The sequence below is a fragment of the Streptomyces sp. AC512_CC834 genome (assembly GCF_019049325.1).
Lineage (GTDB): Bacteria > Actinomycetota > Actinomycetes > Streptomycetales > Streptomycetaceae > Streptomyces.
In genome coordinates this window covers 1-24657 of record NZ_JAGMUO010000038.1, presented here as the reverse complement: position 1 = coordinate 24657, position 24657 = coordinate 1, and the positions used below count along the sequence as shown (strand labels likewise).

The window sequence follows — 24657 nt, the reverse complement described above, 5'->3', positions numbered from 1 at the left end:
AACTCTCAGACCCTTCGCTTCTCGCTCACCTGAGCGGCATTCCCTACGTTTGAGTTCGATCGATGAACGATCAACGCCTGGCACTCAGTGCCACACCTTGGAGAAGTGGAGTCGCCCAAGATCCGCTCATCTGAGCGACACTCCTATCAGAGGTGGCGAGAATCACGCTGCCACAGGCCGCCGGATTTCACCATGCGGACCGGTGAACGGACGGCCCGCCGCGGACGTACGACACTGCGGCGGGCCCGGCCCCCTCGCCGGGCCCGCCGTCCACCGGGATTCGCACGGAAGGACCTTCGGGTGCCCGTCTTCACACGCTTTCGCCAGTCCCCGACCCCGGCAGAGGAGCCGGACGAACCCGGTGAACCCGGTGAACCCGGCGAGAGCGCACAGGAGCCGGACGAGCCGGCCGAGCCGGACGAGCCCGATGTCGCCGAGCCGGAGAGTGCCCCCGAACCTGAGGAGGAGACCGTCCGGCCGGAGAGCGTCGCCGAGCCGTCGCGGGCCGCCGCGGCCGGCCGCCTCGCACGCCGGCGTGCCTGGCACAACTGGCGCGCATGGCGTACCTGGCGTACCTGGCGTACGCGGCACCCGCTCGCCGCCGTCGTCGTCCGCCGTGCCACGACGGCGCTCTCGGCCGTTCTCGTGCTCGGGGCGCTGCTGCTGCCGAACACCCTCGTGGCCCTGGAGCCCAACCGCTTCGCGCGGATCCCGGCGGAGGCGGTCATCGCGGCGGTGCTGCTGCTCTGCCTGCCCCGCAGGGCACGCCTGGTCGGGGCGGCGCTGTTCGGGACCGCCCTCGGCGCGCTGACCGTGGTGAACCTGCTCGACATGGGCTTCACCGAGTACCTGGGGCGGCGCTTCAACCTCGTCCTGGACTGGGGTCTGCTCGACGACGCCCAGTCGTACGTGGCGGACTCGATGGGCGGCGCGGCGGCGACCTGGGCCGCCGTGGGCGCCGTCACGCTCGCCGTGCTGCTGCTGGTGCTCATGGCCCTGGCGGCGGTCCGGCTCGGCGAGCTGCTCGCCGCGCACCGGGAGCGGGCGGCGCGGGGCGCGCTGATGGCGGCCACCGTGTGGATGACCTGCGCGGCGCTGGGCCTGCAGACCTTCGGCGTGCCGGTCGCCACCAGGAGCGCCTCCGGGGCGATGGAGGCGCAGGCGCACCGGGTGGTGGACACGCTGCGGGACGAGGCGGCCTTCGCGAAGCAGGCGAAGGCGGACCGGTTCGGGGGCACGCCCGGCGCGCAGTTGGTGCCGGACCTGCGGGGCAAGGACATGATCTTCACGTTCATCGAGAGCTACGGCCGCAGCGCCCTCGAGGACCCGGTGATGGCACCGGGTGTCGACCGGACGCTGGACACGAGCACGGCGGCGCTGGCGAAGGCGGGCTTCCAGGCCCGCAGTGGCTGGCTGACCTCGGCGACGTACGGCGGCAGCAGTTGGCTCGGCCACTCCACGTTCATGTCGGGCTTGTGGGTGGACAACCAGCAGCGCTACCGCACCGTCACGGCCGGCGACCACCTCACCCTCACCAAGGCGTTCCAGAAGACCGGCGCCTGGGACACGGTCGGGGTGATGCCGGGGGTGCAGAAGGCCTGGCCGGAGTCGGAGTGGTACGGGCTGGACAAGGTGTACGACGCGTTCGAGGTGGGCTACGAGGGGCCGAAGTTCAGCTGGTCGACCATGCCGGACCAGTACGCCCTGGAGGCCTTCCAGCGGCTGGAGCACGGCAAGAAGCGCGACAAACCGCTGATGGCGGAGGTCATCCTCACCTCCAGCCACCAGCCGTGGGCGCCGATCCCGAAGATGGTCGGCTGGGACGAGATCGGCGACGGGTCGGTGTACGACGGCATCGAGGCGTCGGGTGTGAAGGCGTCCGACATCATCACCGACTCCGCCCGCTCGAAGGAGGAGTACGGCAAGTCGATCGAGTACTCGGTCACCAGCCTCACCCAGTGGCTGGAGCGCTACGGCACCGACGACACCGTCCTCGTCTTCCTCGGCGACCACCAGCCGCTCTCCCGCGTCAGCGGAAACAAGGCGAGCCGGGACGTCCCGGTGTCGATCGTCGCCAAGGACCCGAAGGTGCTCGACGCGATCGACGACTGGCACTGGACCGAGGGGCTCAAGCCGGCCCAGGACGCCCCGGTGTGGAAGATGAGTTCCTTCCGCGACCGCTTCCTGACGGCGTACGGCTCCGTCCCGCACCCCACCAAGGGCTGAAGAGCCGACCGAGGGCCGGTCAGCCGCCGGAGGTGTCCAGTTCCGCGTCCGCGCCGACGCCCGCGCAGTCGTACGGGTCCTTCAGCCAGCCGTCCGGCAGGACCACCCGGTTGTTGCCGGAGGTGCGGCCGCGGGGGCCGTCGGCGCCGGTCGGCCAGGGCTGGTCGAGGTCGAGTTCGTCGAGGCCGGTGCGCAGGGCTTCCAGCGAGGAGGTGATGGCCAGCCGCTTTCGCATCTCGGAGCCGACGGCGAAGCCCTTGAGGTACCAGGCGACGTGCTTGCGGAAGTCGATGACGCCGCGCGCCTCGTCACCGATCCACTCGCCGAGCAGCGTGGCGTGCCGGACCATCACGTCGGCGACCTCGCGCAGCGTGGGCCGCACATAGTCACCGCGCCCCTCGAAGGCGGCGACGAGGTCGGCGAAGAGCCACGGCCGCCCCAGGCACCCGCGCCCGACCACGACACCGTCGCAGCCGGTCTCCCGCACCATCCGCAGCGCGTCCTCGGCGGACCAGATGTCGCCGTTGCCGAGGACGGGGATCTCCGGGACGTGTTCCTTGAGGCGGGCGATGGCGTCCCAGTCGGCGGTGCCGCCGTAGTGCTGGGCGGTGGTGCGGCCGTGCAGGGCGATGGCGGTGACGCCCTCCTCGACGGCGATGCGGCCGGCGTCGAGGTGGGTGAGGTGGTCGTCGTCGATGCCCTTGCGCATCTTCATGGTGACGGGCAGGTCACCGGCGCCGGTGACGGCCTCGCGGACGATGGCGCGCAGCAGGTTCCGCTTGTACGGGATGGCCGAGCCGCCGCCCTTGCGGGTCACCTTGGGCACGGGGCAGCCGAAGTTCAGGTCGATGTGGTCGGCCAGGCCCTCCTCCGCGATCATGCGGACGGCCTTGCCGACGGTCACCGGGTCGACGCCGTACAACTGGATCGAACGCGGCGTCTCGGTCGCGTCGAAGTGGATGAGCTGCATGGTCTTCTCGTTGCGCTCGACCAGCGCGCGGGTGGTGATCATCTCGCTCACGAACAGGCCCTTGCCGCCGCTGAACTCCCTGCACAGGGTGCGGAACGGCGCATTGGTGATCCCGGCCATCGGTGCGAGCACCACGGGCGGTGCGACGGTGTGCGGGCCGATCTGCAACGGTGCGGCGGCGGTGGTGCCGGGGGCGGGCGTGGTGAGCGTGGACATTCCTCCATTGTCACGTACGCGGGGCGGTGCCCGCCGCCCCCTGTGGACGAAGACCATGTACCGGTAATTAGTTAACCGCACTATCGATATGAGCGTACGATGGAGGCCATGCCCGAGCTGACCCACCGCCGCCGCATGCTCGTGCTCGCCATCTGCTGCATGAGCCTGCTGATCGTGAGTATCGACAACACGATCCTCAACGTCGCCCTCCCCTCCATGCAGCGCGACCTGCACGCGAGCACCTCGGGCCTCCAGTGGGCGGTCGACGCGTACACGCTGGTGCTGGCGGCGCTGCTGATGCTGTCCGGCTCCACGGCCGACCGCATCGGCCGCAAGCGGGTCTTCATGACCGGCCTGGTGATCTTCACCCTCGGCTCGCTGCTGTGCTCGCTGGCGCCGGACCTGTCCTCGCTGGTCGTCTTCCGGATGATGCAGGCGGTGGGCGGTTCGATGCTCAACCCGGTCGCCATGTCGATCATCACCAACACCTTCACCGACCCGCGCGAGCGGGCCCGTGCGATCGGTGTCTGGGGCGCGGTGGTCGGCATATCCATGGCCGCGGGCCCGCTGGTCGGCGGCGTACTCGTGGAGTCGGTCGGCTGGCGCTCGATCTTCTGGGTCAACCTGCCGGTGGGCCTCGCGGCCCTCCTGCTCACCCTGCGCTTCGTCCCCGAGTCCCGCGCACCGAAGGCCCGCCGCCCCGACCCGCTGGGCCAGCTCATGGTGATCGTGCTGTTCGGCTCCCTGACGTACGCGATCATCGAGGCGCCGAACGCAGGCCTCACGACGGTGCTGCCCTTCGCCGCACTGGCGGTGGCGGCGCTGCTCGGCCTGCTCCTCTACGAGCCCCGCCGCGCCGAACCCCTCATCGACCTGCGCTTCTTCCGGTCGGCGCCGTTCAGCGGGGCCACCGTCATCGCGATCAGCGCGTTCGCCGCGCTGGGCGGCTTCCTGTTCCTGTCCACGCTGTACCTGCAGAACGTGCGCGGACTGAGCGCGCTGGAGGCCGGGCTGTGGATGCTGCCGATGGCCGTCCCGACCTTCCTGTGCGCCCCGCTGTCCGGGCGGCTGGTCGGCAGCCGGGGGCCACGGCTGCCCCTGCTGATCGCGGGCGGCGCGCTGACCGTGAGCGGGACGCTGTTCGCCGCCTTCGAGGCCGAGACGTCGAACGTCACCCTCTTCGTCGGCTACGTCCTGTTCGGCGTCGGCTTCGGCTTCGTCAACGCGCCCATCACCAACACCGCGGTCTCCGGCATGCCCCGCGCCCAGGCGGGGGTCGCCGCGGCGATCGCCTCCACCAGCCGCCAACTGGGCCAGACGCTGGGCGTGGCGGTGGTCGGCGCGGTGCTGGCGGCGGGCGTGGGCGCCTCGTCGTACCGCGACACCTTCGTCTCCGCCGCCCGCCCCGGCTGGTGGATCCTGGCCGCCTGCGGCCTCGCGGTCCTCGCCCTGGGCGCCGTCACGAACGGCCGCTGGGCCCACCGCACGGCGGACCGGACGGCGGAGCGCCTGGAGTCGCCGGAGGTGCGGGAGGCGGCACGGACGGGGGGCTGACGCCGTGACTCGGGGGCCTGACGCGGTAATCGGGGGTCTGAGCCGTAATCGGGGGGCTGACACAGTAGTCGGGGGCCTGAGCCGTAGTCGGAGGGCCTGACGCCGTATCCGGGGCCTGAGCCGTAATCGGCTGGTGACCGCGGAGCCCGCGCACTAGCCTGCGGCCGACGGCGACACGGGCCCGGGCCGGACTCGGCCCGGAAAGGGGCGGATACATGGCGGACGCGGCCGACTTCTACACCGGCATCGTGGCGGAGTCCTACGCGCCGCTGAAGTCCTTCTCCCCGGAACCCGACCCGTACGCGGCCTTCGTCCGGGCGGCCGGTGAACCGGCGCTGGAGCTGGGCTGCGGCGACGGCGATCCCCTGCTCGCGCTGCGCCGGCAGGGGCTGGACGTGGCGGGCGTCGACTCCTCCGCCGACATGCTGGAGCGCTGCCGCGAACGGGCGGCCCGCGAGGGGGTCACCGTCACCGTGCACCACCAGCGCATGGAGGAACTCCGCCTGGACCGCCGGTTCCGGGCGGTCTTCCTGGCCGGGCCGACCTTCAACCTCCTGCCGGACGACGCCACCGCCGAGGCGGCCCTGCGCCGCGTCCGCGAGCACCTGACGGACGACGGCACGGTCCTGATCCCGCTGCATGTCCCGGCCCCCACCCCTGCGCGGGAGCTCGGAACGGTCCGCGCGGCCCCCGCGGCCGACGGCGCCGAGCTGCGCTTCTCGATGGTGTCCGAGGAACGCGACGAGGCCGCCCGCACCCAGACCGCAGTACTGCGCTACGAACGCCACCGGGGCGACGAGAGCACCGTCGTGGAGCGCGCCTGGGCGCTGCACTGGTACCGCAGGTCCGACTTCGAGAGGCTCGCCGTCGCGGCCGGGCTGACCCCGGTCTCGGTCACCGACGCCGACGGCGCGGAAGCCGACGACGACACCGCCTACCTGACCTTCCGGCTTCGCGCCGCCGAGCCCGCGGCAGGCTGAGGACCCGCCCCCGGCCCCGCCTCAACGCACGGCCGTCGGCAACCGCTCCGCCGCCTTCGGCCAGTACTTCACGATCGCGTCCTCCACGCCCGGCAGCGCCCGCTGTCCCGCCAGCGCCAGCGTGATCGCCGCGGCCACGCCCGTCCAGGCGACCGGGCCCAGCGGGGTGCAGCCGAAGAGGCGGCTGACGCCCGGGGTCTGGACGAGGGCGACCAGGGCGGCGGCGGAGCCGAGGGACGTGACCTGGACGAGGCGGCTGTCGCGGCGGTCGGCGAGGGTCTGGGCGAGCTGGGTGCCGACGACGGCGCACAGGGCCATGGTCGTCGAGCGGCGCTGCGTGCCCGGCGTGAAGCGGCCCAGCAGCCAGGCCGCGGTCGCCCCGAGCGCCGTGGTCAGGGCCCGGTGCCTGATCTGCCGGAGCAGGGGCTCGCCCAGTACCGCCGTACCGAGCGGCGTGCCCGCGTCGGCGGCCTCCTGCTCGGGGTCCCCCGTCTTCGTCACCGCGACCGCCATCGCCGGGAACAGGTCGGTGAAGAGGTTGACCAGCAGCATCTGGCGGGTGGACAGCGGGGCGGCGCCGCCCAGCACCGTGCCGAGGATGCCGAAGCCGACCTCGCCCGCGTTGCCGCCGATCAGGATGGCGATGGCGTCGGCGACGCTGTGCCACAGTGCCCGGCCCTCCCGGACCGCCTCCACCAGGACCAGCAGGTCGTCGCCCGTGACGACCAGGTCGGCGGCGTTGCGGGCGGCGGCCGAGCCGCGGGCGCTGATGCCGACGCCGATGTCGGCGGCCCGGATCGCGGCGGCGTCGTTGGCGCCGTCGCCGACCATGCCGACGACCCTTCCGGCGTCCCGCAGCGACTCGACGACCTGGAGTTTCTGCTCGGGCGCCACCCGGGCCACCACGTCCGCGTCGCCCAGCATCCGGGAGCGGGCCGTGCGGTCGGCGGCGGCGAGTTCGTCGCCGGTGACGACGACGGCGTCCTCGGGCCAGCCCAGGTCGACGGCGATGGCGCGGGCGGTCTGCGGATGGTCTCCGGTCAGCACCACGGGCCGTACGCCCGCCTCGCGCAGCCCCCGTACCAGCGCCGGGGACGTCTCGCGGGCCACGTCGGCCAGCGCGAGCAGTCCGGTGAACTCCAGCTTCGACGGCTGCTGTTCGAGGACGTCGGCGGCCTTCTCGTCCCGGCCCAGGGGACGGGAGGCCACCGCGATGATGCGCAGCCCGTCGCGGGCCAGGCGCTGCGCCGCCTCGGTGGCGTGCGACGGCAGGCCGGTGCAGGCGGGCAACACCGTCTCCGGGGCGCCCTTGACCACCAGCACCGCGGGCCCGCCGGCGTCCCGTCCGACGGCGTCCCGTCCGACGGCGGCGGCGTAGCCGCGGGAGGTCTCGAAGGGCAGCCCCTCCTCCTGCGTCCACTCCGGGTCGTCCCCGGCCGCGTCCAGGACGGCCTCGTCGGTGGCGTGGGTGGGCCGGGCACCGTCGCCGTCGCCGTTCAGCCGGGGACAGGCGCGCGCGGCGATCCGTACGGCGTCGGCGGCGTCCGGGTCGCCCACCCGGCGGACCGTGCCGTCGGCGCCGGCGACGCGCGTCAGCCGCAGCCGGTTCTCGGTGAGGGTGCCGGTCTTGTCGAAGCAGATGGTGTCCATGCGGCCGAGCGCCTCCAGCGTGCGCGGGGTGCGCACGAGGACGCCCCGGCGGCTCAGCCGGCGGGCCGCCGCGAGCTGCGCCACCGTCGCCACCAGCGGCAGCCCCTCGGGCACGGCGGCCACCGCCACCGACACCCCGCCCGCGACCGCCTGCCGGACCGGCGCCCCGCGCAGCAGCGACAGACCGGTCACCGCGGCCCCGCCCGCCAGGGTGAGCGGCAGCGCCTTGCGGGTCAGCTCCTGGAGCCTGGCCTGCACCCCGGCCGCCGCGGGCGTACGGGCGGCCAGAGCGACCGCCCGCGCCGCCTCGGTGTGGTCCCCGGTGTCGACCACGACGGCACGGGCACGTCCGGCCACCACGGTCGTGCCCTCGAAGACCATGCAGTACCGCTCCGCCACGGGGGCGCGGGGCGACGGGTCCACGGACTTGTCCACGGGCAGCGACTCACCGGTCAGCGCGGACTCGTCCACCTCCAGACCGTCCTCCCACAGCAGCCGTGCGTCGGCGGGCACCACGTCGTCCGCCTTCAGCTCGATCACGTGGCCCGGGTGCAGCCGGGTGGCATCCACGATCCGCGCCTCGGCCTCCGCCGCCCGGCCCGAGACGATCTCCTCCGACGCCGTCCTGTCCGACGCCGTTCCGTCCGGCGCCGCGTCGTCCGGCGCCGTCCCGTGCAGCTCCGCCCCGTCCGACGCCGTCCCTTCCGGCGCCGAGGCCCGGACGCGCCGCGACGGGGTTCCCGCGGCCGCGACGGAGGGCGCTCCGCCGTCCTGGCCGGAGCCCGTGCCGCGGGCCGGGGTGCCGCCGTCTCCGGCTCCGTCGCCGAAGACGTACCGCTCGGAGTCGGCGGTGTACTCCCCCGCCGCGCCGTCGGACGCGGTCCGCCTGCCCGCCCGCGCGGGGTCCTCCGCCAGGCGGGCCTTCTGCTTCTGCTCCGCCAGCAGCCCGGACAGCGCCCGCTCGGCACGCAGCCGCTGGAAACCGCCGACCAGCGCGTTCAGGTCGAGCGCCCCGACCACGAGCAGCGCGTCCACGACCGACCCGAGGATCGCGGAGGCGGCCGAGCCGACCGCCAGCACGGGGGTGAGCGGGTCGTCCAACTCCCCCCGTACGGCCCGCGCAAGCTGCCACGACCAGCGCGCCGGGGCCAGCACCCGGACCCGGCCGGCCCGGTCGGCGACCGCGTGCAGCCGGGCCGACGCCAGCTCCACGGCGGTCGGCTCGGGTTCGCGCTCCCGCTCGAGCCGGTCCCGTACGTCGTCCGGGTCCAGCGTGTGCCACGCCACCCGGGCCCGGGGATGCGGGGCGCGGGCCGTCGCCACGCCGAGCGCCGCACGCGTCCCGGACAGCAGGGCCATCGCCGCGCTCGCGTCGACCGGCGCGTGCCGCATCCCCAGCAGCGCCGACATGCCGCCCCTGCGCCTGCTGCGCGCCTCGCCGACCGCCACCAGCAGTCCGGACAGCGCGGCCCCGGACCGGGCCAGCGTCTGGGACCGGTGCCCGATCGCACGGACCGCCGGCACCGCCCGCAGCAGCCGCCACACGTCGGCGAGACCCTGCGGCGCGAGCACGTCCGCACCCCAGGCCACCGGACCGTCCGTGTCGGCCAGCGCGACGGCCACGTCCCCGGCGAGCAGCCCCGCCAGCACGGTCCCTTCGTCGCCGGGCAGCGGCCGTACGACGGTGATGACGCCGCCCTCGGCGCGCAGTTCGGCCACGACGTCCCCGAGCGGGCGCCGGGCGCCGACGACCTGGTCGGCGAGGCCGGTGAAGTCGGCCAGCGCCGGGTCCTCGACCATGACCACGCGCAGGCCCGCGCGCCGCGCCGCGTCCAGCACGTCCTCGGTCCACGGGTCCGCGCCCGCGCCCGGCACCCGCAACGCGCTGGGGTGCAGCACGACCGTGCGGGCCATCTCCAGTTGCCGCAGCCGTCCGGGATCGCGCACGAGCACGCCGGTGCGGGACAGCGCGGCACTCAGTACGGCGTGGAAGGCGGCGGGCCCGTAGCGCGCGGCCTTGGGCGAGCCTGCGAGCACCGCCTCCGCCGCCTCGGCCACGTCGTGCTTGACCAGCAGCGTCACGGCGGCGCCCGCCACGCTGCCCGCCGAGGCGTGGGCGGCGTAGTCCTGGGCCGGTGAGGTGCGCGGCGGCGGGCGCAGGGCGGGTGCGGCGGGCAGGCTGCCCCGGCCCGGGACGCACAGCCGGTCGTGCACGACCTCGAAGGCCGCCGTCCGTGCCACCGCCTCCGTCAGCTCACAGACGCGCAGCGCCCCGTCGAGCACCAGTGAGGTGGGGCTCTGTCCCGCGCCGTGGACGGCCGCGTTGGCGGCGGCCAGCGCCACGTCCATGCGGTGGTCGCCGAGCCGCTCGCCCAGCCAGGCGCGGAAGGCCGGGTTCTCGCGCAGCAGCGTCGCGACGGCGGTGACCAGGCGTGGCGACGACGGCAGCCGCAGGCGCGCGCCGGTCACGGCGGCAGCGATGCCCAGCACGTCGGCCCCGAGGGCGGTCGCCGCGACGCGCACCGAGACCGGGTCGCCGGGATGGACCGGCTCTTCGGCCAGGTCGTCCAGGCCGTCCAGCTCTTGGTCGTCCAGATCTTGGTCGTCCTGCTGGTCCGTACGGGTGAGTCCGTGTCGCTCGGCGAGTTCGGTGGCACGCTCCACGACGCGGTCGGTGAGCGCGTCCTCCGTCGCGGTGACCACCAGCCTGGCCAGGCCGGTGTCCCAGTAGGCGAGCAGCACGTCCGGATGCTCGGCCAGCGCCGCAGCCACCCTCCCCGCCACGCGTTCCGTGCCGCCCGCCCGGCGTACCTCGTCCGTGGAGGCCGGGCGGAGCGCCAGGTGCGCCCGGGGTCCGGCCTGCCAGTCCCGGGTGCCGCCCGGCAGCGCGGCGCGGGCGACCCGTGCCGCCCGCGCCGCGAAGTCGGCGCCGCGTACACCGGCCCGCGCGGTGCCCGCCGCCGCGCCGGCCGCGGCGCCCACGGCCGGCGCGGTGCCGCGCGCGAGCAGCCGGGGGCCCGCCAGCACGAATCCGGTGACGGCGTCCTGGGAACGGGTCAGCAGTCCACCGGCCATCGCTGTCCCTCAGCCGGACGTGCGGGTGCGCGACGCGGAGCCCGTCTTGCGGCTCCGACTGCGGCCGCCGCCCGAGGTCGAGGCCGAGGGCCGGCTCGACGACGCCTTGGTTCCCGACTGGCTCTTGGCCCGAGTGGGGGACGCGGTCTTCTTCGCGGGGGACTTCTTCGCGGCGCCGGCCCTGGTGGCGGTGGACTTGGCAGCGGTGGACTTGGCGGCGGCCTTCCTGGCGCCGGTGGTCCCCTTCCCCGCAGCCGTCTTGGCGGTCCTGGCCGTCTTCGCGGTCTTCGCCGCCGGGGTCTTCGCCGCGGCGGTCTTCGTCCCAGCCGTCTTCGCCGCGGCCTTCCTGGCTGTGGTCTTCCTGGCTGTGGTCTTCCTGGCCGCGGTCTTACGGGCCTGCGCCCGGGCGGGCTTCGTGTCCCCGGCGCCCCGCGCCGCCCCCGCGCCCTCGCCCTCGCCCTTCGCCGCACTCCCGTTCCTGCCGCCCTGTCCACGCTGCTGGGTCAGCCAGGCCACCGCCGCTCCGGTGAGGGCCACCGGCCACTCCACCAGTCCGGCGACGCCCAGCGCCCCGGCCCCCGTGTAGACGATCACGCGCCGCCCGCGCGGCGACACCGCCCCGATCCTGTCCAGCGCGCCCTCGGCGGCCCTGCCGACCGTTCCGGCGCCCGGCACCTTCCGTACCACCGAAGCGGCCGCGTGCAACGGCATCGGGAGTGTCCGCGCCGATTTCTGCTCAGCCATGACTGTTCGTCCTCGCCCTGTCCGTGCTGTGGAAACCCTGGGAACATCACCTTCCGCATTTCTCCGGGTTCCCGCACTTCGGGCGCTCACCCGGGCGGCGTCGGCCGGCGCTCCAGAGCGATGGCGTGCAGCTTCTCCAGCCGTTCCCGGGAGGCCTCGTCGGCCAGCACGTACGTCACCATCCGGGGTCCTGGTGCCGGTCCGAGCCACAGGTCCGTGTGGTCGACGCGGACCCGGCCGACGTACCGGTTGAGGAACTCCTTGCGCTTGCCGCGGTGGGCGACGACCTCGTGGCGTTCCCAGACCTCGCGGAACTCGGGCGACTGGGTGCACAGCCGCTTGAGCAGCATCTTCCAGGCGGGCTCGGCGAGATGGCCGGCCATCGTCGCGCGCAACCGGGCGGCCATCAGCCGCTGGGTCTCCTCCAGGTGGACGATCGAGGACCGCCAGTCCTCGTTGGTGAAGGAGAGGATCATGCAGTTGCGGTCCTCGGGCGGCACCGCCTCCAGGTCGCACAGCAGCAGCCCGTACGTGCGGTTGTGGGCGAGGATGTCGTACCGGCTGTTCTGCACGCAGGCGGGGTACGGCTCGAACTGCTCCAGCAGCGCCCGCACCGCCGGGGTGATCGCCGGGCAGACCGTCGCGGGCGTCGGGTCGACGGCCCCCGCGAGCTGGAAGAGGTGGGCGCGCTCGGAGGGGTCGAGCAGCAGGGCGCGGGCGAGGGCGTCGAGGACCTGCACGGAGACCTGGATGTCACGGGCCTGCTCCAGCCAGGTGTACCAGGTGACGCCGACGGCCGAGAGCTGGGCGACCTCCTCGCGCCGCAGCCCCGGTGTCCGGCGCCGGCGTCCGCGGGGCAGCCCGACCTGCTCGGGGGCGATGCGTTCGCGGCGGCTGCGCAGAAAGGCGGCGAGTTCGTGCCGCCGGATGTCGGAGCCGACGTCCCGGGGCGGGGACTGTGCGGCCGTCTCCTGACCTGTCTCCTGACCCGTCGTCCGACCCGTCATCGTCGTCATGCCTCCAGGGTGCCGCGTCCCGGACCCTGTTGCCAGGTACTCCTTCTACCAGGACAAGAAGACTCTGGTACCACCTTGGAAAGGGTCGCAGGCTCGACCACGTGACCGAAACCATCACCTCACGCCCCGTCCGTACGGCCGCCGCCGGGGCGCCGCCCGTGCTCGGCGGCCTCGGACTCTTCACGGTGCTGCTGGCCGCGGCACTCCCGCTCATCGACTTCTTCATCGTCAACGTCGCCCTGCCGACCATCGGCGCGGACCTGTCCGCGAGCGAGGCGGTCCTGGAGCTGGTCGTCGCCGGGTACGGGGTGGCGTACGCCGTCCTGCTGGTCCTCGGCGGCCGGCTCGGCGACCTGTTCGGCCGGCGGCGGCTGTTCCTGGGCGGCATGGCGGCCTTCGGGCTGACCTCCCTGGCCTGCGGTCTCGCGCCGGACGCCTGGACGCTGGTGGCGGCGCGGGTGGCGCAGGGCGCCTCGGCCGCCGCGATGCTGCCGCAGGTGCTGGCGACCATCCAGGCGACCACCACCGGTCCGCGGCGCGCGAAGGCCATGGGCCTGTACGGGGCCACGGCCGGCCTGTCGATGGTGGCGGGCCAGATCCTGGGCGGCGCACTCGTGGCCGCCGACATTGCGGGCACCGGCTGGCGTTCCGTCTTCCTGGTGAACGTCCCGGTCGTCCTCGCAGGCCTCTTCCTCGCCGCCCGCGCGGTGCCGGAGACCCGCTCCGCGCGCCCGGAGCCGGTGGACGTGCGCGGCACGTTCCTGCTGGCCGCCTCGATCCTGACCCTGCTGGTCCCGCTCACCGAGGGCCGGGCGGCGGGCTGGCCGCTGTGGACGTGGCTGTCGCTGGCGGCGTTCCCGTTCGTGGCGGCGGCGTTCTACGCGGTGGAGCGCGGGGCGGACCGCGCGGGCCGTACGCCCCTCGTCCCGCCGAGCCTGTTCGCGATCGTCTCGCTGCGGCGCGGCCTGCTGCTGATCGTGCCGTTCTCGATCGGCTTCAGCGGCTTCATGTTCGTCATCGCGGTGGCGTTGCAGCAGGGCGCGGGCCTGGGCCCGGTGGACGCGGGCCTGGCCCTGGCCCCCCTCGCGGTGGTGTTCTTCCTCTTCTCCCTCGCCGGCCCCCGGCTGGTCGCCCGCTACGGCACGCGCGTCGTGCCGACGGGCGCCGCCCTCCAGGCGCTGGGCCTGGCCCTGATGACGCTGGCCGCGTGGCGCTCCTGGCCCGACCTCGGCCTGGTCGAACTGCTGCCGGGCGCGGCGATCACCGGTGCGGGCCAGGCGCTCCAGCTCCCCGTCATCTTCCGGGTCGTCCTGTCGGAGGTTCCGCCGGTGCGCGCGGGCGTGGGCAGCGGCGTCATGATCACCACTCAGCAGTCGTCGCTGGCCCTGGGCGTGGCCACGCTGGGCACCCTGTTCCTGTCGCTGGCCCCGGGCATGGGCATGCGGGACGCCCTGGTGACCACGCTGCTGGTCCAGTTGGCGGCGGTGGTGCTGACCGGCCTGCTGAGCCTGCGTCTGCCGCGGACGATCGACTGAGCCGGCCGCACCCAGTTTGGTCCAGACCTCTTGACGAAAGGTCTGGACCACACCACTGTCATGCCTACGACACACGCAACGGCGTATGCACCAACACACGCACTCCCTCACCGAACCCCCACCGGGAGGCCCGGCATGATCCGCCGCAAAGTCCGTCGCAAGGTCCGTCTACTGGCCGCCGCACTCGCGGCCACCGTCCTGGCCCCCTTGGGGGTCGCCACCGCGTCCGCCGCCCCCACAGGCGCCGCACCCGCCTCCTCCCCCGCCGCGGACACCTGCGCCGTGAAGTCGAAGCCCGCCGGCAAGGTCCTCCAGGGCTACTGGGAGAACTGGGACGGCGCGGCCAACGGCGTCCACCCGCCCTTCGGCTGGACCCCGATCACCAACCCCCAGATCGCCGCCCACGGCTACAACGTGCTCAACGCGGCCTTCCCGGTGATCCGTTCCGACGGAACGGCCCTGTGGGAGGACGGCATGGACCGGGGTGTGAAGGTCGCGACGCCCGCGGAGATGTGCGCGGCCAAGGCGTCCGGGCAGACGATCCTGCTCTCCATCGGCGGCGCGACGGCGGGCATCGACCTCAACTCAACCGCCGTAGCGGACCGTTTCGTCGACACGATCGTGCCGATCCTCAAGAAGTACAACTTCGACGGCATCGACATCGACATCGAGACCGGCCTGGTGGGCAGCGGCGACATCAGCCAACTCTCCACGTCCCAGGCCAACCTGATCCGCATCATCGACGGCGTCCTCGCCCGCATGCCGTCCAACTTCGGCCTCACGATGGCCCCGGAGACGGCGTACGTCACCGGCGGCAGCGTGGTCTACGGCTCGATCTGGGGCGCGTACCTGCCGATCATCAAGAAGTACGCCGACAACGGCCGCCTGTGGTGGCTGAACATGCAGTACTACAACGGCAGCATGTACGGCTGCTCCGGCGACTCCTACTCGGCCGGCACGGTGCAGGGCTTCACCGCCCAGACCGACTGCCTGGACAAGGGCCTGGTCATCCAGGGCACGACGATCCGGGTGCCCTACGACAAGCAGGTCCCGGGCCTGCCCGCCCAGCCCGGCGCGGGCGGCGGCCACATGCCACCGTCGCTGGTGTCCCAGGCCTGGAACCACTACAACGGCTCCCTCAAGGGCCTGATGACCTGGTCCCTCAACTGGGACGGCTCGAAGAACTGGACCTTCGGCGACAACGTGAAGTCCCTACAGGGCCGCTGACGTGAAAACGCCCACCCTCCAGCCGACCGAGTCGGGTGGTGGGTGGGCATAGGCCGGGGGTCCAGGGGGCAGAGCCCCCTGGTACGTCAACGCCGACGAACGTTCAGCACCCAACCAGCCGAGAGGCGAGGTACCCCTCGATCTGGTCGAGAGACACCCGCTCCTGCTTCATCGTGTCCCGCTCCCGAACCGTCACCGCGTTGTCGTCCAACGTGTCGAAGTCCACCGTCACACAGAACGGCGTCCCGATCTCGTCCTGGCGCCGGTACCGGCGCCCGATCGCACCGGCGTCGTCGAACTCGATGTTCCAGTTCTGCCGCAGCGCCTGCGCGAGCCCCTTCGCCTTGGGCGACAGCTCCGGGTTGCGGGACAGCGGCAGCACGGCGACCTTCACCGGCGACAGCCGCGGGTCGAGCCGCAGCACCGTACGCTTCTCCAGCTTGCCCTTGGCGTTCGGCGCCTCGTCCTCGATGTACGCGTCGAGCAGGAAGGCGAGCATCGCCCGGCCGACACCGGCCGCCGGCTCGATGACGTACGGCGTCCAGCGCTCGCCGGCCTCCTGGTCGTAGTAGGAGAGGTCCTGGCCGGAGGCCTTGGCGTGCGAGGAGAGGTCGTAGTCCGTCCGGTTGGCGACGCCCTCCAGCTCGCCCCACTCGCTGCCGCCGAACGAGAAGCGGTACTCGATGTCGGCGGTGCGCTTGGAGTAGTGGGAGAGCTTCTCGGCCGGGTGCTCGTACCAGCGCATGTTCTCCTCACGGAGACCAAGCCCCCTGTACCAGTTCCAGCGCTGCTCCATCCAGTACTCCTGCCACTTCTCGTCCTCGCCCGGCTTGACGAAGAACTCCATCTCCATCTGCTCGAACTCGCGGGTGCGGAAGATGAAGTTGCCGGGCGTGATCTCGTTGCGGAAGGACTTGCCCATCTGGGCGATGCCGAACGGCGGCTTGCGGCGCGAGGTGGTCTGCACCTGGGCGAAGTTGGTGAAGATGCCCTGGGCGGTCTCGGGCCGCAGGTAGGCGACGGAGCCGCTGTCCTGGGTCGGGCCGAGGTGGGTGGAGAGCAGACCGGAGAACTGCTTGGGCTCGGTGAAGGTGCCCTTGTTGCCGCAGTTGGGGCAGTTGAGGTCGGCGAGGCCGTTCTCCGGGGCGCGGCCCTTCTTCTCCTCGTACGCCTCTTCCAGGTGGTCCGCGCGGAACCGCTTGTGGCAGGAGGTGCACTCGGTCAGCGGGTCCGTGAAGGTGGCGACGTGGCCGGAGGCCACCCAGACCTCGGGGGCCAGGATCACGGAGGAGTCGAGACCGACGACGTCCTCGCGCGAGGTGACCATGTAGCGCCACCACTGGCGCTTCAGGTTCTCCTTGAGCTCGACACCGAGCGGACCGTAGTCCCAGGCGGCGCGCTGACCGCCGTAGATCTCACTGCACGGGAATACGAAGCCACGGCGCTTGCTCAGGCTGACGATGGTGTCGATCTTGTCGGCGGCCACGGTGCTCTCTTCATTACGACGACGGGCGACGAAGCGAGTTGCTTCCAGAGAATGCTTCAGGTTACCGGCGTGGGTCGCCCCTCGGCCAAATCGGGGCCGCCCGGCCGCGGAAGCGTCCGCTTGTTGACAACGGTTTCCATATTTGTTGAAAATGAGTGTCATGAACGTACGACGACGTCACATATCAGGCATAGCAGTCACCGCAGCCGCCGCGCTCGGCCTCGGAACCCTCTCCGCCTGCTCCGGCGACAGCGCAGCGGCGGGCAACACGGACAAGTTCGACGTCGTCGCGTCGTTCTACCCCATGGCCTTCCTCGCCGAGGAGATCGGCGGCGACCACGTCAGCGTCACCAGTCTGACCGAGCCCGGCCAGGAGCCGCACGACCTGGAGATCAGCGCCAAGCAGCGCGCCCAGCTCGAGGAGACGGACGCCGCGCTCTTCCTCAAGGGCCTGCAGCCCTCCGCCGACGAGGCCATCGCCCAGTCCGGCGTCAAGACGAAGATCGACGCGGCCACGCTGACCACCCTCGAGGAGCACGGCTCCGAGGTCGGCGGCCACGCGGCCGAGCACGAGGACGAGCACGCCGGGGAGGAGCACGCCGAGGACGAGCACGGCCACGACCACGGCGAGGAGGCCGGCAAGGACCCCCACATCTGGCTCGACCCGGTCAAGTACGCCGAGGTCGCCGAGGGCGTCGGCAAGGCCTTCGAGAAGGCCGACCCCGACCACGCCGCCGACTACAAGAAGAACACCGCGGCCCTGGTCGAGAGGCTCGGCGGCCTGAACACGAAGTTCGAGACCGGTCTGAAGGACACGAAGACCAAGGTCTTCATCACCACCCACGCGGCCTTCGGCTACCTCGCCGAGCGCTACGGCCTCATCGAGGAGGCCATCAGCGGCCTCAGCCCGGAGTCGGAGCCCAGCGCGGCGCGGATCAAGGAGCTTGAGAAGATGGCCAAGGCGGACGGCGTCTCCACGGTCTTCTACGAGACGCTCGTCAGCGACAAGACCGCGAAGACGGTCGCCAACGACGCGAACCTCGAGACGGACGTCCTCGACCCGATCGAGGGCATCACCGACAAGTCCCGCGGCGACGACTACTTCCAGGTCATGGAAGCCAACCTCAAGGCCCTGCAGACGGCCCTGGGAGTCAAGTGATCAACTCACCGGAGGGCGGCGGCATGAGCGAGCCCGTCAACGTCATCTCGCTGCGCGGCGTCCGCGCCGAACTCGGCTCACGCCCCGTCCTGCGCGGTATCGACCTCACCGTGCGCCGCGGCGAGGTCGTCGCGCTGCTCGGCGCCAACGGCTCGGGCAAGTCCACGGCCGTGCGCTCGGTCATCGGCCAGGTGCCGGTCACGGCCGGGGAGATCGAGCTGTTCGGCACCCCGCGGCGCCGCTTCCGCGACTGGGCGCGGGTGGGCTACGTCCCGCAGCGCACCACCGCCGCGGGCGGCGTCCCCGCCACGGTGACCGAGGTCGTCTCCTCCGGGCGCCTGTCCCGGGCCCGCTTCGGCATCCTGCGCAAGGCCGACCACGAGGCCGTTCGGGGGGCCCTCGAGCTGGTCCGCATGGCGGAGCGGGCCAAGGACTCCGTGGACGCCCTCTCCGGCGGCCAGCACCAGCGGGTACTGATCGCCCGCGCCCTCGCCGCCGAACCCGAACTGCTGATCATGGACGAGCCGATGGCGGGCGTCGACCTGGCCAGCCAGGAGGTACTGGCCGAGACGCTGCGGGGGCAGGTCGCGGCCGGCGTCACGGTCCTCCTCGTCCTGCACGAGCTGGGCCCCCTGGAGCCCCTGATCGACCGGGCCGTGGTCCTGCGCGACGGCTGCGTGCTGCACGACGGCCCGCCCCCGAAGGCGGTCGGCCAGCACGCCCTGCCCGGCCACGACCACGTCCACCCGCACGCACCCACGGACGCCGAACCGGTCCGCACCGGCCTGCTGAGCTGAGAAGGCGACGACTGACGACTATGGAAATCCTGAACTACGCCTTCATGCAGCGGGCCCTGCTGGCGGCCGTCCTGGTCGGCATCACCGCCCCCGCCGTCGGCATCTACCTGGTCCAGCGCCGCCAGGCCCTCATGGGCGACGGCATCGGCCACGTGGCGATGACCGGCGTCGGCCTCGGCTTCCTGCTCTCCTGGTCCCCGGTGTGGATGGCGACCCTGATCTCCGTCCTCGGTGCGGTCCTCATGGAGCTGATCCGCTGGTACGGCAAGACCCGCGGCGACATCGCCCTCGCCATGCTCTTCTACGGCGGCATGGCCGGCGGCGTCATGTTCATCAACCTCGCGCCGACCGGCTCCAGCGCCAACCTCACCTCGTACCTCTTCGGCTCCCTGTCCACGGTGAGCGAGTCCGACGTCACCGCGATCTGCGTGCTGGCCGCCTTCGTGGTCCTCGTCACCCTCGGCCTGCGCCGCCAACTCTTCGCCGTCAGCCAGGACGAGGAGTTCGCCCGGGTCACCGGCCTGCCGGTGCGCGCGCTGAACCTGCTGACGGCCGTCACGGCTGCGGTCACGGTGACCGTCGCGATGCGCGTCGTCGGACTGCTGCTGGTCTCCGCGCTGATGGTGGTCCCGGTGGCCGCCGCGCAGCAGCTCACCCGCAGCTTCGCCGCCACCTTCGCGATCGCCGTCGCGATCGGCGTCACCGTGACGATCGGCGGCACGGTGACGTCGTACTACCAGGACGTGCCGCCCGGCGCGACGATCGTGCTGCTCACCATCGGCGCGTTCGTCCTGCTGACCGTGCTGGCGGCACCACTCGCCCGGCGACGCGCGCGGGCCCTCACCGCCGCGCAGCCCACCGGGGATCCGGCGGAGTGCAAGATTCCGGCCACCCGGGGGGCCACCGACGAGGTCGGCGTCTGACCGCGGGCCGACCGGGCTGGCACAATGGCCCGGCAAGCCGCCGAGACGTGAGGAGGAATCCAGTGACGACCGCTGGACCGCCCGTGAAGGGCCGCAGCACCCGGCAGCGTACCGCCGTGTCGGCGGCCCTCCAGGAGGTCGAGGAGTTCCGCAGCGCACAGGAACTCCACGACATGCTCAAGCACAAGGGCGACTCGGTCGGGCTCACCACCGTCTACCGCACCCTGCAGTCCCTCGCCGACGCCGGCGAGGTCGACGTCCTGCGCACCGCCGACGGCGAGTCCGTCTACCGCCGCTGCTCCACCGGCGACCATCACCACCACCTGGTCTGCCGCACCTGCGGCAAGGCCGTAGAGGTCGAGGGCCCCGCGGTGGAGAAGTGGGCCGAGGCCATCGCCGCGGAGCACGGCTACGTCAACGTCGCGCACACGGTGGAGATCTTCGGCACCTGCGCCGACTGCGCGACGCCGGGCACCTAGGGGACATCGGGTCCCACGGGCCCCGCCCGCTTCCCCTGCTCCCTCCGCTTCCTCTGTTCCCTCAGCTCCTTCGGCGGTACGGCCAGGTGTGCCGCCGCCAGGAGCAGCGCCACGGCGGCGACGACGAACAGCGCCCGTCCGGTGCCCAGCGGCACCAGCAGCAGGGTGCCCAGCACACCGCCCGCGAAGATTCCCGTCACGGTGGCCGTCCACCGCGTCCTGGCCAGCCGCTGCCGACGAGACATCCCCCGCAGCGCCGCGCGCGGCTCCTTCAGCACGTCGCTGACCAACCGGGCGACGGCGGTCTGGCTCAGCAGCGTCGGCATCCCCGGCACGTCCAGGCGCAGCGCGGTGGCGGCGCGCAGCCCCATCGCCAGCGCGACCGCCCCGACGACCACCAGGTCGGACCCGTCCACCGCCGCGGCCCCGTCGCCGTGCCGCACCACCGCCACGGCCCCGCCGAGCGCCAGCAGCAGCCCCTCACCGGCCAGCCCGACGGCGAACCACGACCGCCCGCGCGCCGCGACCCGCATCAGCACCACGGCTCCCACCCCGGCCCCCACCAGGAACGCCCCGATGGCCGTGGCGGGCCGAGCCACCGGCACGTCGCCCTCCCCGGCCAGCGCGAACGACAGGAACAGCACGTTTCCGGTGGCGAGCGCGCAGAAGACGTTGCCCATGGTCAGGAAGCTGACGGCGTCGACGGCGCCCGCGAGCACCGTGAGCACCGTCATGACCGCCGTACGCCGGGGGTCGGGCGGGGCCGCGGAGGACTCGGACATACGGCCAGCATGGTCAGCGCCCCGAGACGGCCACCGCAACCGGCGAGCCGACACGCCCCCGAAGCACCCGAGCGCCCCAGCACCCCAGCACCCCAGCCGGATGCGGCTGCTACGCCTGCTTGCCCTCCATGGCCAGCAGCTCCTCGTTCGGAATGGCCCCGCCGAACCGCCGGTCCCGGGAGGCGAACTCCAGGCAGGCCCGCCACAGGTCGCGCCGGTCGAAGTCGGGCCACAGCACGTCCTGGAACACCATCTCCGCGTACGCGCTCTGCCAGAGCAGGTAGTTGGACGTCCGCTGCTCCCCGCTCGGCCGCAGGAACAGGTCCACGTCCGGCATGTCCGGGTAGTACAGGTACTTGGCGAGGGTCTTCTCGTTCACCTTCGACGGATCGAGCCTCCCGGCCCGGACATCCTCCGCGAGGGCCTGCGCCGCGTCGGCGATCTCGGCGCGCCCGCCGTAGTTCATGCAGAAGTACAGCGTGAGCCGGTCGTTGTCCTTGGTCTGCTCCTGCGCGATCTGCAGCTCCTTGGCGACCGACTTCCACAGCTTGGGCATCCGGCCCGCCCAGCGCACCCGCACCCCCAGCTCGTCGAGGGTGTCACGGGACTTGCGGATGAAGTCGCGGTTGAAGTTCATCAGGAAGCGCACCTCGTCCGGCGAGCGCTTCCAGTTCTCGGTGGAGAAGGCGTACAGGGAGATGTTCCCGACGCCCATCTCGATCGCGCCCTGCAAGACGTCCATGACCTGCTCGGCCCCGACCTTGTGCCCCTCGGTGCGCGGCAGCCCGCGCTCCTTGGCCCAGCGCCCGTTGCCGTCCATGACGATCGCCACATGCTCCGGAACCAGCTCGCCGAGCCCCGGGGGCCGCGCGCCGGACGGGTGCGGCTCCGGCGTCCTGTACTCCCGGCGCTGCCGCCCCAGGATCCCGCGTACGGCCATGTGTCTCTCGTCTCCTCAGTACTGTGGTTTTTCCAGCTATTGCTAGGACTTCTCGACGTACCGCAGGGAACGCAGGCCGCGCTCCAGGTGCCAGTGCAGGTACGCGGACACCAGCCCGCTCCCCTCCCGCACGTGCCGCGACTCGCACGCGTCCGCCGTGCCCCAGTCTCCCGTGAGCAGCGCCCCGAGCAGTTCCAGAGCCTGCGGCGAGGGTACGACGCTGCCGGGCACCCGGCAGTCGCCGCAGACGGAGCCGCCCGACCCGACCGAGAAGAACCGGTTCGGACCGGGCATGCCGCACTTCGCGCAGTCCCCGAACGTCGGGGCGTACCCGTTCACGGCCAGCGAGCGCAGCAGGAACGCGTCGAGAATCAGGTTCGGCGCGTGCTCGCCCCGGGCGAGGGTCCGCAGCGCGCCCACGAGCAGCAGGTACTGCTGCACCGCCGGCTCCCCCTCGTGGTCGGTGAACCGCTCCGCCGTCTCCAGCATCGCGGTCCCCGCGGTGTACCGCGCGTAATCGGTGACGATCCCGCCGCCGTACGGCGCGATCGTCTCGCTCTGCGTGCACAGCGGCAGCCCGCGCCCGACCAGCTCGCTGCCCTTCGAGAAGAACTGCACGTCCACGTGCGAGAACGGCTCCAGCCGCGCCCCGAACTTCGACTTCGTCCGCCGCACCCCGCGCGCCACGGCGCGTACGCGACCGTGACCGCGCGTGAGCAACGTGATGATCCGGTCCGCCTCACCCAGCTTCTGGGTGCGCAGCACGATGCCGTCGTCGCGGAACAGACTCATGCCGCCCATTCTCGCGCATGCTTCAAGGCACCTCGCCACGGCTTCGCGCGTTGGTGTACGCCATCGCCGCGCTGAGCCGCTCGGACGGGGTGGCGTGGCGTACGTCACCCGGCTCGGCGTCCCACTCCCGCCCGCCTCCATACGGCCGTAGCTGCACGTACGGCCCCTCGTGCCCCATGACGATCCCGACCCGCCCGCTGCGGGTGTCCACCGCGTGGATCCCGACGGGCGGCATCGTCGTCATCGCAGCGCCGCCGCGAGCCGCTGCGCGGTCTCCACGGAACACCGGCCCAATTCGACGAGCGGGCAGGGCACCTCCCGCGCAAGACTCACCGGGTCGAGCCCGAGGGAGGGAAGAGTAATTCCTGCCTCCGCGAGCGCTGCGCGCAATTCTTTCACCGTGTCCTCCGCTCCTTCGACGCAGAGCGCCGAGTGTCGTGCCTCCACCGTTTTCCCCCCGCTTTACGGTTTCACTCTTCGTGTCCCCAGAATGCCGCGCTGCGCCTACACTCGACAGGAGTATGTGCACTACAAGTGGAGGTCAGCGCAGGGGGGTTGGTTATGGCCAACGGTTCACGGCAAGCCGCGTGGGAGTTCTTCGGAACGGAACTCAAACGCCGGCGAGAGGACGCGGGAATCACCCAAGTCGAGCTGGGCGCACGGGTATTCGTGTCCGGGGGCTACATCGGCCAGTTCGAACAGGCAATTCGGAAGCCGCAGCTAGATGTGGCGCAGAGGATTGACGGGGTACTGCAAACCGACGGTATTTTCGAGCGGCTGTGGAAAAAGCTCATCAAGGACCAGCCGTACACGGAGTACTTCGCTCACGCGGCGGAGCTGGAGCGGCTGGCGACGAGCATCTGCGAGTGGGCGCCCTCCGTGGTGCCGGGGCTGCTGCAGACACCGGGTTACGCCCGCGCTCTCTACCTGGCGAGTAACCCTCTGTCGACGGACGAGTGGATCGACGAGATGGTCAGTCTCCGCATGGAGCGAACGCGACTCCTCAAGGACGCTACACGGCCCGTGTATTGGGCTCTGCTTCACGAAGCCGCGTTGCGCGTCGCGGTGGGTTCCCCCGCCGTGATGGCCCAGCAACTGGAGCATGTCACGGAGCTGGTGCGCAGCCGCAAGATCCTGGCCCAGGTACTGCCGACCTCCGCCGGTGCGCACCCACAGATGGGTAAGTCAATGAAGCTCATGGAGTTCGAGGACGCCCCGCCGACCGTCTATACAGAGGGCGTGCTGTCGGGCAGTCTGCTGGACGATCCGGCAGTAGTGAAGCGGGTACAGGCGGATTACGATCTTCTCAGGGTCACGGCTCTGCCATTGGAGGCGTCCCTGGACATGATCGAGGCGGCGGCGGAGGGCTACAGACGATGCGCGGGTACGACCTGACCAACGCTTACTGGCGCAAGAGCAGCTACAGCGGCGGGAGTGGCGGCGAGGACTGCTTCGAGGTCGCCGACGGAGTCACCGGCGTCGTACCGGTCCGGGACAGCAAGGTGACCGGCGGCCCGGTGGTCGTCGTCGGGTCGGTAGCCTGGACGGAGTTCATACGCACCGTGGGGGCCACTCGCTTCCTTGCCAGTGTCGTGCCTCCACGACCCGAGTAAAGGGCGCTGCGCGTCGCCTTCGGCGATGGCCCTGCGGGCCACCCTTGACTCGGCTCGCTCCAGCACGAGGGAGAAGCGAGCGAGCGGCCCGGAAAGACGGGTGGCCGAGGCACGCCGGTCCCTTCCGTCGGCCGCCCAGTCCCCGGCATGAGGGGCGCACTCGCGCCTCGCATGCACGCCGCGCCGTCTCAGCGGCTTTCGCCCGGAGGGTGGAGAAGCGGAGGAGTGGAGGACCACCGGCCGGACGGCGGGACCGGCCGCATGGCGGTGTCGGCCGGATGGCGGTGTCGGCCGCTTGGAGGGGCCCGACGACGCGATCGGACACTCTGTCCCACCCTTCATCGCACCCCACCTGCGCATTCACCCCACACACCCGGGACACACTGTCCAATCACCGCCTCCACCCCAGACCACCCTCCGAAAGCCGCGAACAAATCAGCGGATTTGTTCGCGGCTTTCGGCATGGCCCCCCCCACCGCCCGCCATCCAACAC

Annotated in this window: 21 protein-coding genes; 11 read left to right on the top strand and 10 right to left on the bottom strand. The window is 72.2% G+C overall.

Annotated features, from left to right (window positions below):
- Window positions 1-300: 300 nt before the first annotated feature.
- On the top strand, window positions 301-2226 hold the full coding sequence (locus KUM40_RS16250) for a CDP-alcohol phosphatidyltransferase (protein ID WP_308401165.1): 1926 nt from the start codon (window positions 301-303) through the stop codon (window positions 2224-2226).
- 19 nt (window positions 2227-2245) lie between these two features.
- On the opposite strand, the gene dusB is transcribed toward KUM40_RS16250, so the two are convergent.
- Window positions 2246-3412, bottom strand: a complete 1167-nt coding sequence (gene dusB / locus KUM40_RS16245; RefSeq protein ID WP_217166685.1) for a tRNA dihydrouridine synthase DusB — start codon at window positions 3410-3412, stop codon at window positions 2246-2248.
- Window positions 3413-3520: 108 nt separating this feature from the next.
- On the opposite strand from dusB, the gene KUM40_RS16240 reads away from it, so the two are divergent.
- Both KUM40_RS16240 and KUM40_RS16235 read left to right on the top strand, forming a co-directional pair.
- Window positions 3521-4966 carry an MFS transporter gene (locus tag KUM40_RS16240; protein WP_217166684.1) on the top strand — a complete coding sequence of 482 codons (1446 nt, stop codon included), beginning with the start codon at window positions 3521-3523 and terminating at the stop codon, window positions 4964-4966.
- Window positions 4967-5181: 215 nt separating this feature from the next.
- Entirely contained in the window at window positions 5182-5946 is a 765-nt protein-coding gene (locus KUM40_RS16235; protein ID WP_217166683.1) for a class I SAM-dependent methyltransferase, read from the top strand.
- Between the two features lie 21 nt (window positions 5947-5967).
- On the opposite strand, the gene KUM40_RS41345 is transcribed toward KUM40_RS16235, so the two are convergent.
- From KUM40_RS41345 to KUM40_RS16215, 3 genes are all read right to left on the bottom strand, one after another.
- Window positions 5968-10671 carry a cation-translocating P-type ATPase gene (locus KUM40_RS41345; protein ID WP_254395197.1) on the bottom strand — a complete coding sequence of 1568 codons (4704 nt, stop codon included), beginning with the start codon at window positions 10669-10671 and terminating at the stop codon, window positions 5968-5970.
- A 9-nt stretch (window positions 10672-10680) separates the two neighbouring features.
- On the bottom strand, window positions 10681-11415 hold the full coding sequence (locus tag KUM40_RS42435) for a hypothetical protein (protein ID WP_308401164.1): 735 nt from the start codon (window positions 11413-11415) through the stop codon (window positions 10681-10683).
- Between the two features lie 86 nt (window positions 11416-11501).
- Window positions 11502-12431: a helix-turn-helix domain-containing protein gene (locus KUM40_RS16215; protein ID WP_374227386.1), complete on the bottom strand. Its 930-nt coding sequence runs from the start codon at window positions 12429-12431 to the stop codon at window positions 11502-11504.
- A 101-nt stretch (window positions 12432-12532) separates the two neighbouring features.
- Between KUM40_RS16215 and KUM40_RS16210 the strand changes: the two genes are divergently transcribed.
- Together KUM40_RS16210 and KUM40_RS16205 are read left to right on the top strand one after the other, a co-directional pair.
- Window positions 12533-13966 (top strand): MFS transporter, encoded by a 1434-nt coding sequence (locus KUM40_RS16210; RefSeq protein WP_217166682.1) that lies wholly within the window; start codon window positions 12533-12535, stop codon window positions 13964-13966.
- A gap of 135 nt (window positions 13967-14101) precedes the next feature.
- Window positions 14102-15193, top strand: a complete 1092-nt coding sequence (locus KUM40_RS16205) for a chitinase (protein WP_217166681.1) — start codon at window positions 14102-14104, stop codon at window positions 15191-15193.
- Between the two features lie 103 nt (window positions 15194-15296).
- On the opposite strand, the gene KUM40_RS16200 is transcribed toward KUM40_RS16205, so the two are convergent.
- A complete protein-coding gene (locus KUM40_RS16200) occupies window positions 15297-16679 on the bottom strand; it encodes a glycine--tRNA ligase (RefSeq protein WP_217166680.1) in 1383 nt (460 codons plus the stop codon).
- A 160-nt stretch (window positions 16680-16839) separates the two neighbouring features.
- On the opposite strand from KUM40_RS16200, the gene KUM40_RS16195 reads away from it, so the two are divergent.
- The 4 genes from KUM40_RS16195 (at window position 16840) to KUM40_RS16180 (ending at window position 20037) form a co-directional block, all read left to right on the top strand.
- Window positions 16840-17838 carry a metal ABC transporter substrate-binding protein gene (locus tag KUM40_RS16195; protein ID WP_217166679.1) on the top strand — a complete coding sequence of 333 codons (999 nt, stop codon included), beginning with the start codon at window positions 16840-16842 and terminating at the stop codon, window positions 17836-17838.
- A gap of 23 nt (window positions 17839-17861) precedes the next feature.
- Window positions 17862-18635, top strand: a complete 774-nt coding sequence (locus KUM40_RS16190; RefSeq protein ID WP_217166678.1) for a metal ABC transporter ATP-binding protein — start codon at window positions 17862-17864, stop codon at window positions 18633-18635.
- A gap of 20 nt (window positions 18636-18655) precedes the next feature.
- Window positions 18656-19558, top strand: a complete 903-nt coding sequence (locus KUM40_RS16185) for a metal ABC transporter permease (protein ID WP_217166677.1) — start codon at window positions 18656-18658, stop codon at window positions 19556-19558.
- Between the two features lie 62 nt (window positions 19559-19620).
- Window positions 19621-20037: a Fur family transcriptional regulator gene (locus KUM40_RS16180; RefSeq protein WP_217166676.1), complete on the top strand. Its 417-nt coding sequence runs from the start codon at window positions 19621-19623 to the stop codon at window positions 20035-20037.
- Here the strand turns inward: KUM40_RS16180 and KUM40_RS16175 are convergent.
- The 5 genes from KUM40_RS16175 to KUM40_RS42430 all read right to left on the bottom strand — a co-directional run bounded on the left by KUM40_RS16175 (window position 20034) and on the right by KUM40_RS42430 (window position 22998).
- Window positions 20034-20819, bottom strand: a complete 786-nt coding sequence (locus KUM40_RS16175) for a YoaK family protein (protein ID WP_217166675.1) — start codon at window positions 20817-20819, stop codon at window positions 20034-20036. The genes KUM40_RS16180 and KUM40_RS16175 overlap by 4 nt on opposite strands.
- Window positions 20820-20928: 109 nt before the next feature.
- Window positions 20929-21759 (bottom strand): isoprenyl transferase, encoded by an 831-nt coding sequence (locus KUM40_RS16170; RefSeq protein WP_217166674.1) that lies wholly within the window; start codon window positions 21757-21759, stop codon window positions 20929-20931.
- A gap of 42 nt (window positions 21760-21801) precedes the next feature.
- Entirely contained in the window at window positions 21802-22551 is a 750-nt protein-coding gene (recO, locus tag KUM40_RS16165) for a DNA repair protein RecO (protein WP_217166673.1), read from the bottom strand.
- Window positions 22552-22573: 22 nt separating this feature from the next.
- Window positions 22574-22795 carry a hypothetical protein gene (locus KUM40_RS16160; protein WP_217166672.1) on the bottom strand — a complete coding sequence of 74 codons (222 nt, stop codon included), beginning with the start codon at window positions 22793-22795 and terminating at the stop codon, window positions 22574-22576.
- The gene (locus KUM40_RS42430; protein ID WP_308401163.1) at window positions 22792-22998 is read right to left on the bottom strand and encodes a hypothetical protein; all 207 of its coding nucleotides are present in this window, start codon (window positions 22996-22998) and stop codon (window positions 22792-22794) included. The genes KUM40_RS16160 and KUM40_RS42430 overlap by 4 nt, the downstream gene beginning before the upstream one ends.
- Before the next feature lie 114 nt (window positions 22999-23112).
- Between KUM40_RS42430 and KUM40_RS16155 the strand changes: the two genes are divergently transcribed.
- Together KUM40_RS16155 and KUM40_RS16150 are read left to right on the top strand one after the other, a co-directional pair.
- Window positions 23113-23946 (top strand): helix-turn-helix transcriptional regulator, encoded by an 834-nt coding sequence (locus KUM40_RS16155; protein WP_217166671.1) that lies wholly within the window; start codon window positions 23113-23115, stop codon window positions 23944-23946.
- A complete protein-coding gene (locus KUM40_RS16150) occupies window positions 23928-24164 on the top strand; it encodes a DUF397 domain-containing protein (protein ID WP_217166670.1) in 237 nt (78 codons plus the stop codon). The genes KUM40_RS16155 and KUM40_RS16150 overlap by 19 nt, the downstream gene beginning before the upstream one ends.
- The last annotated feature ends 493 nt before the right edge of the window (window positions 24165-24657 follow it).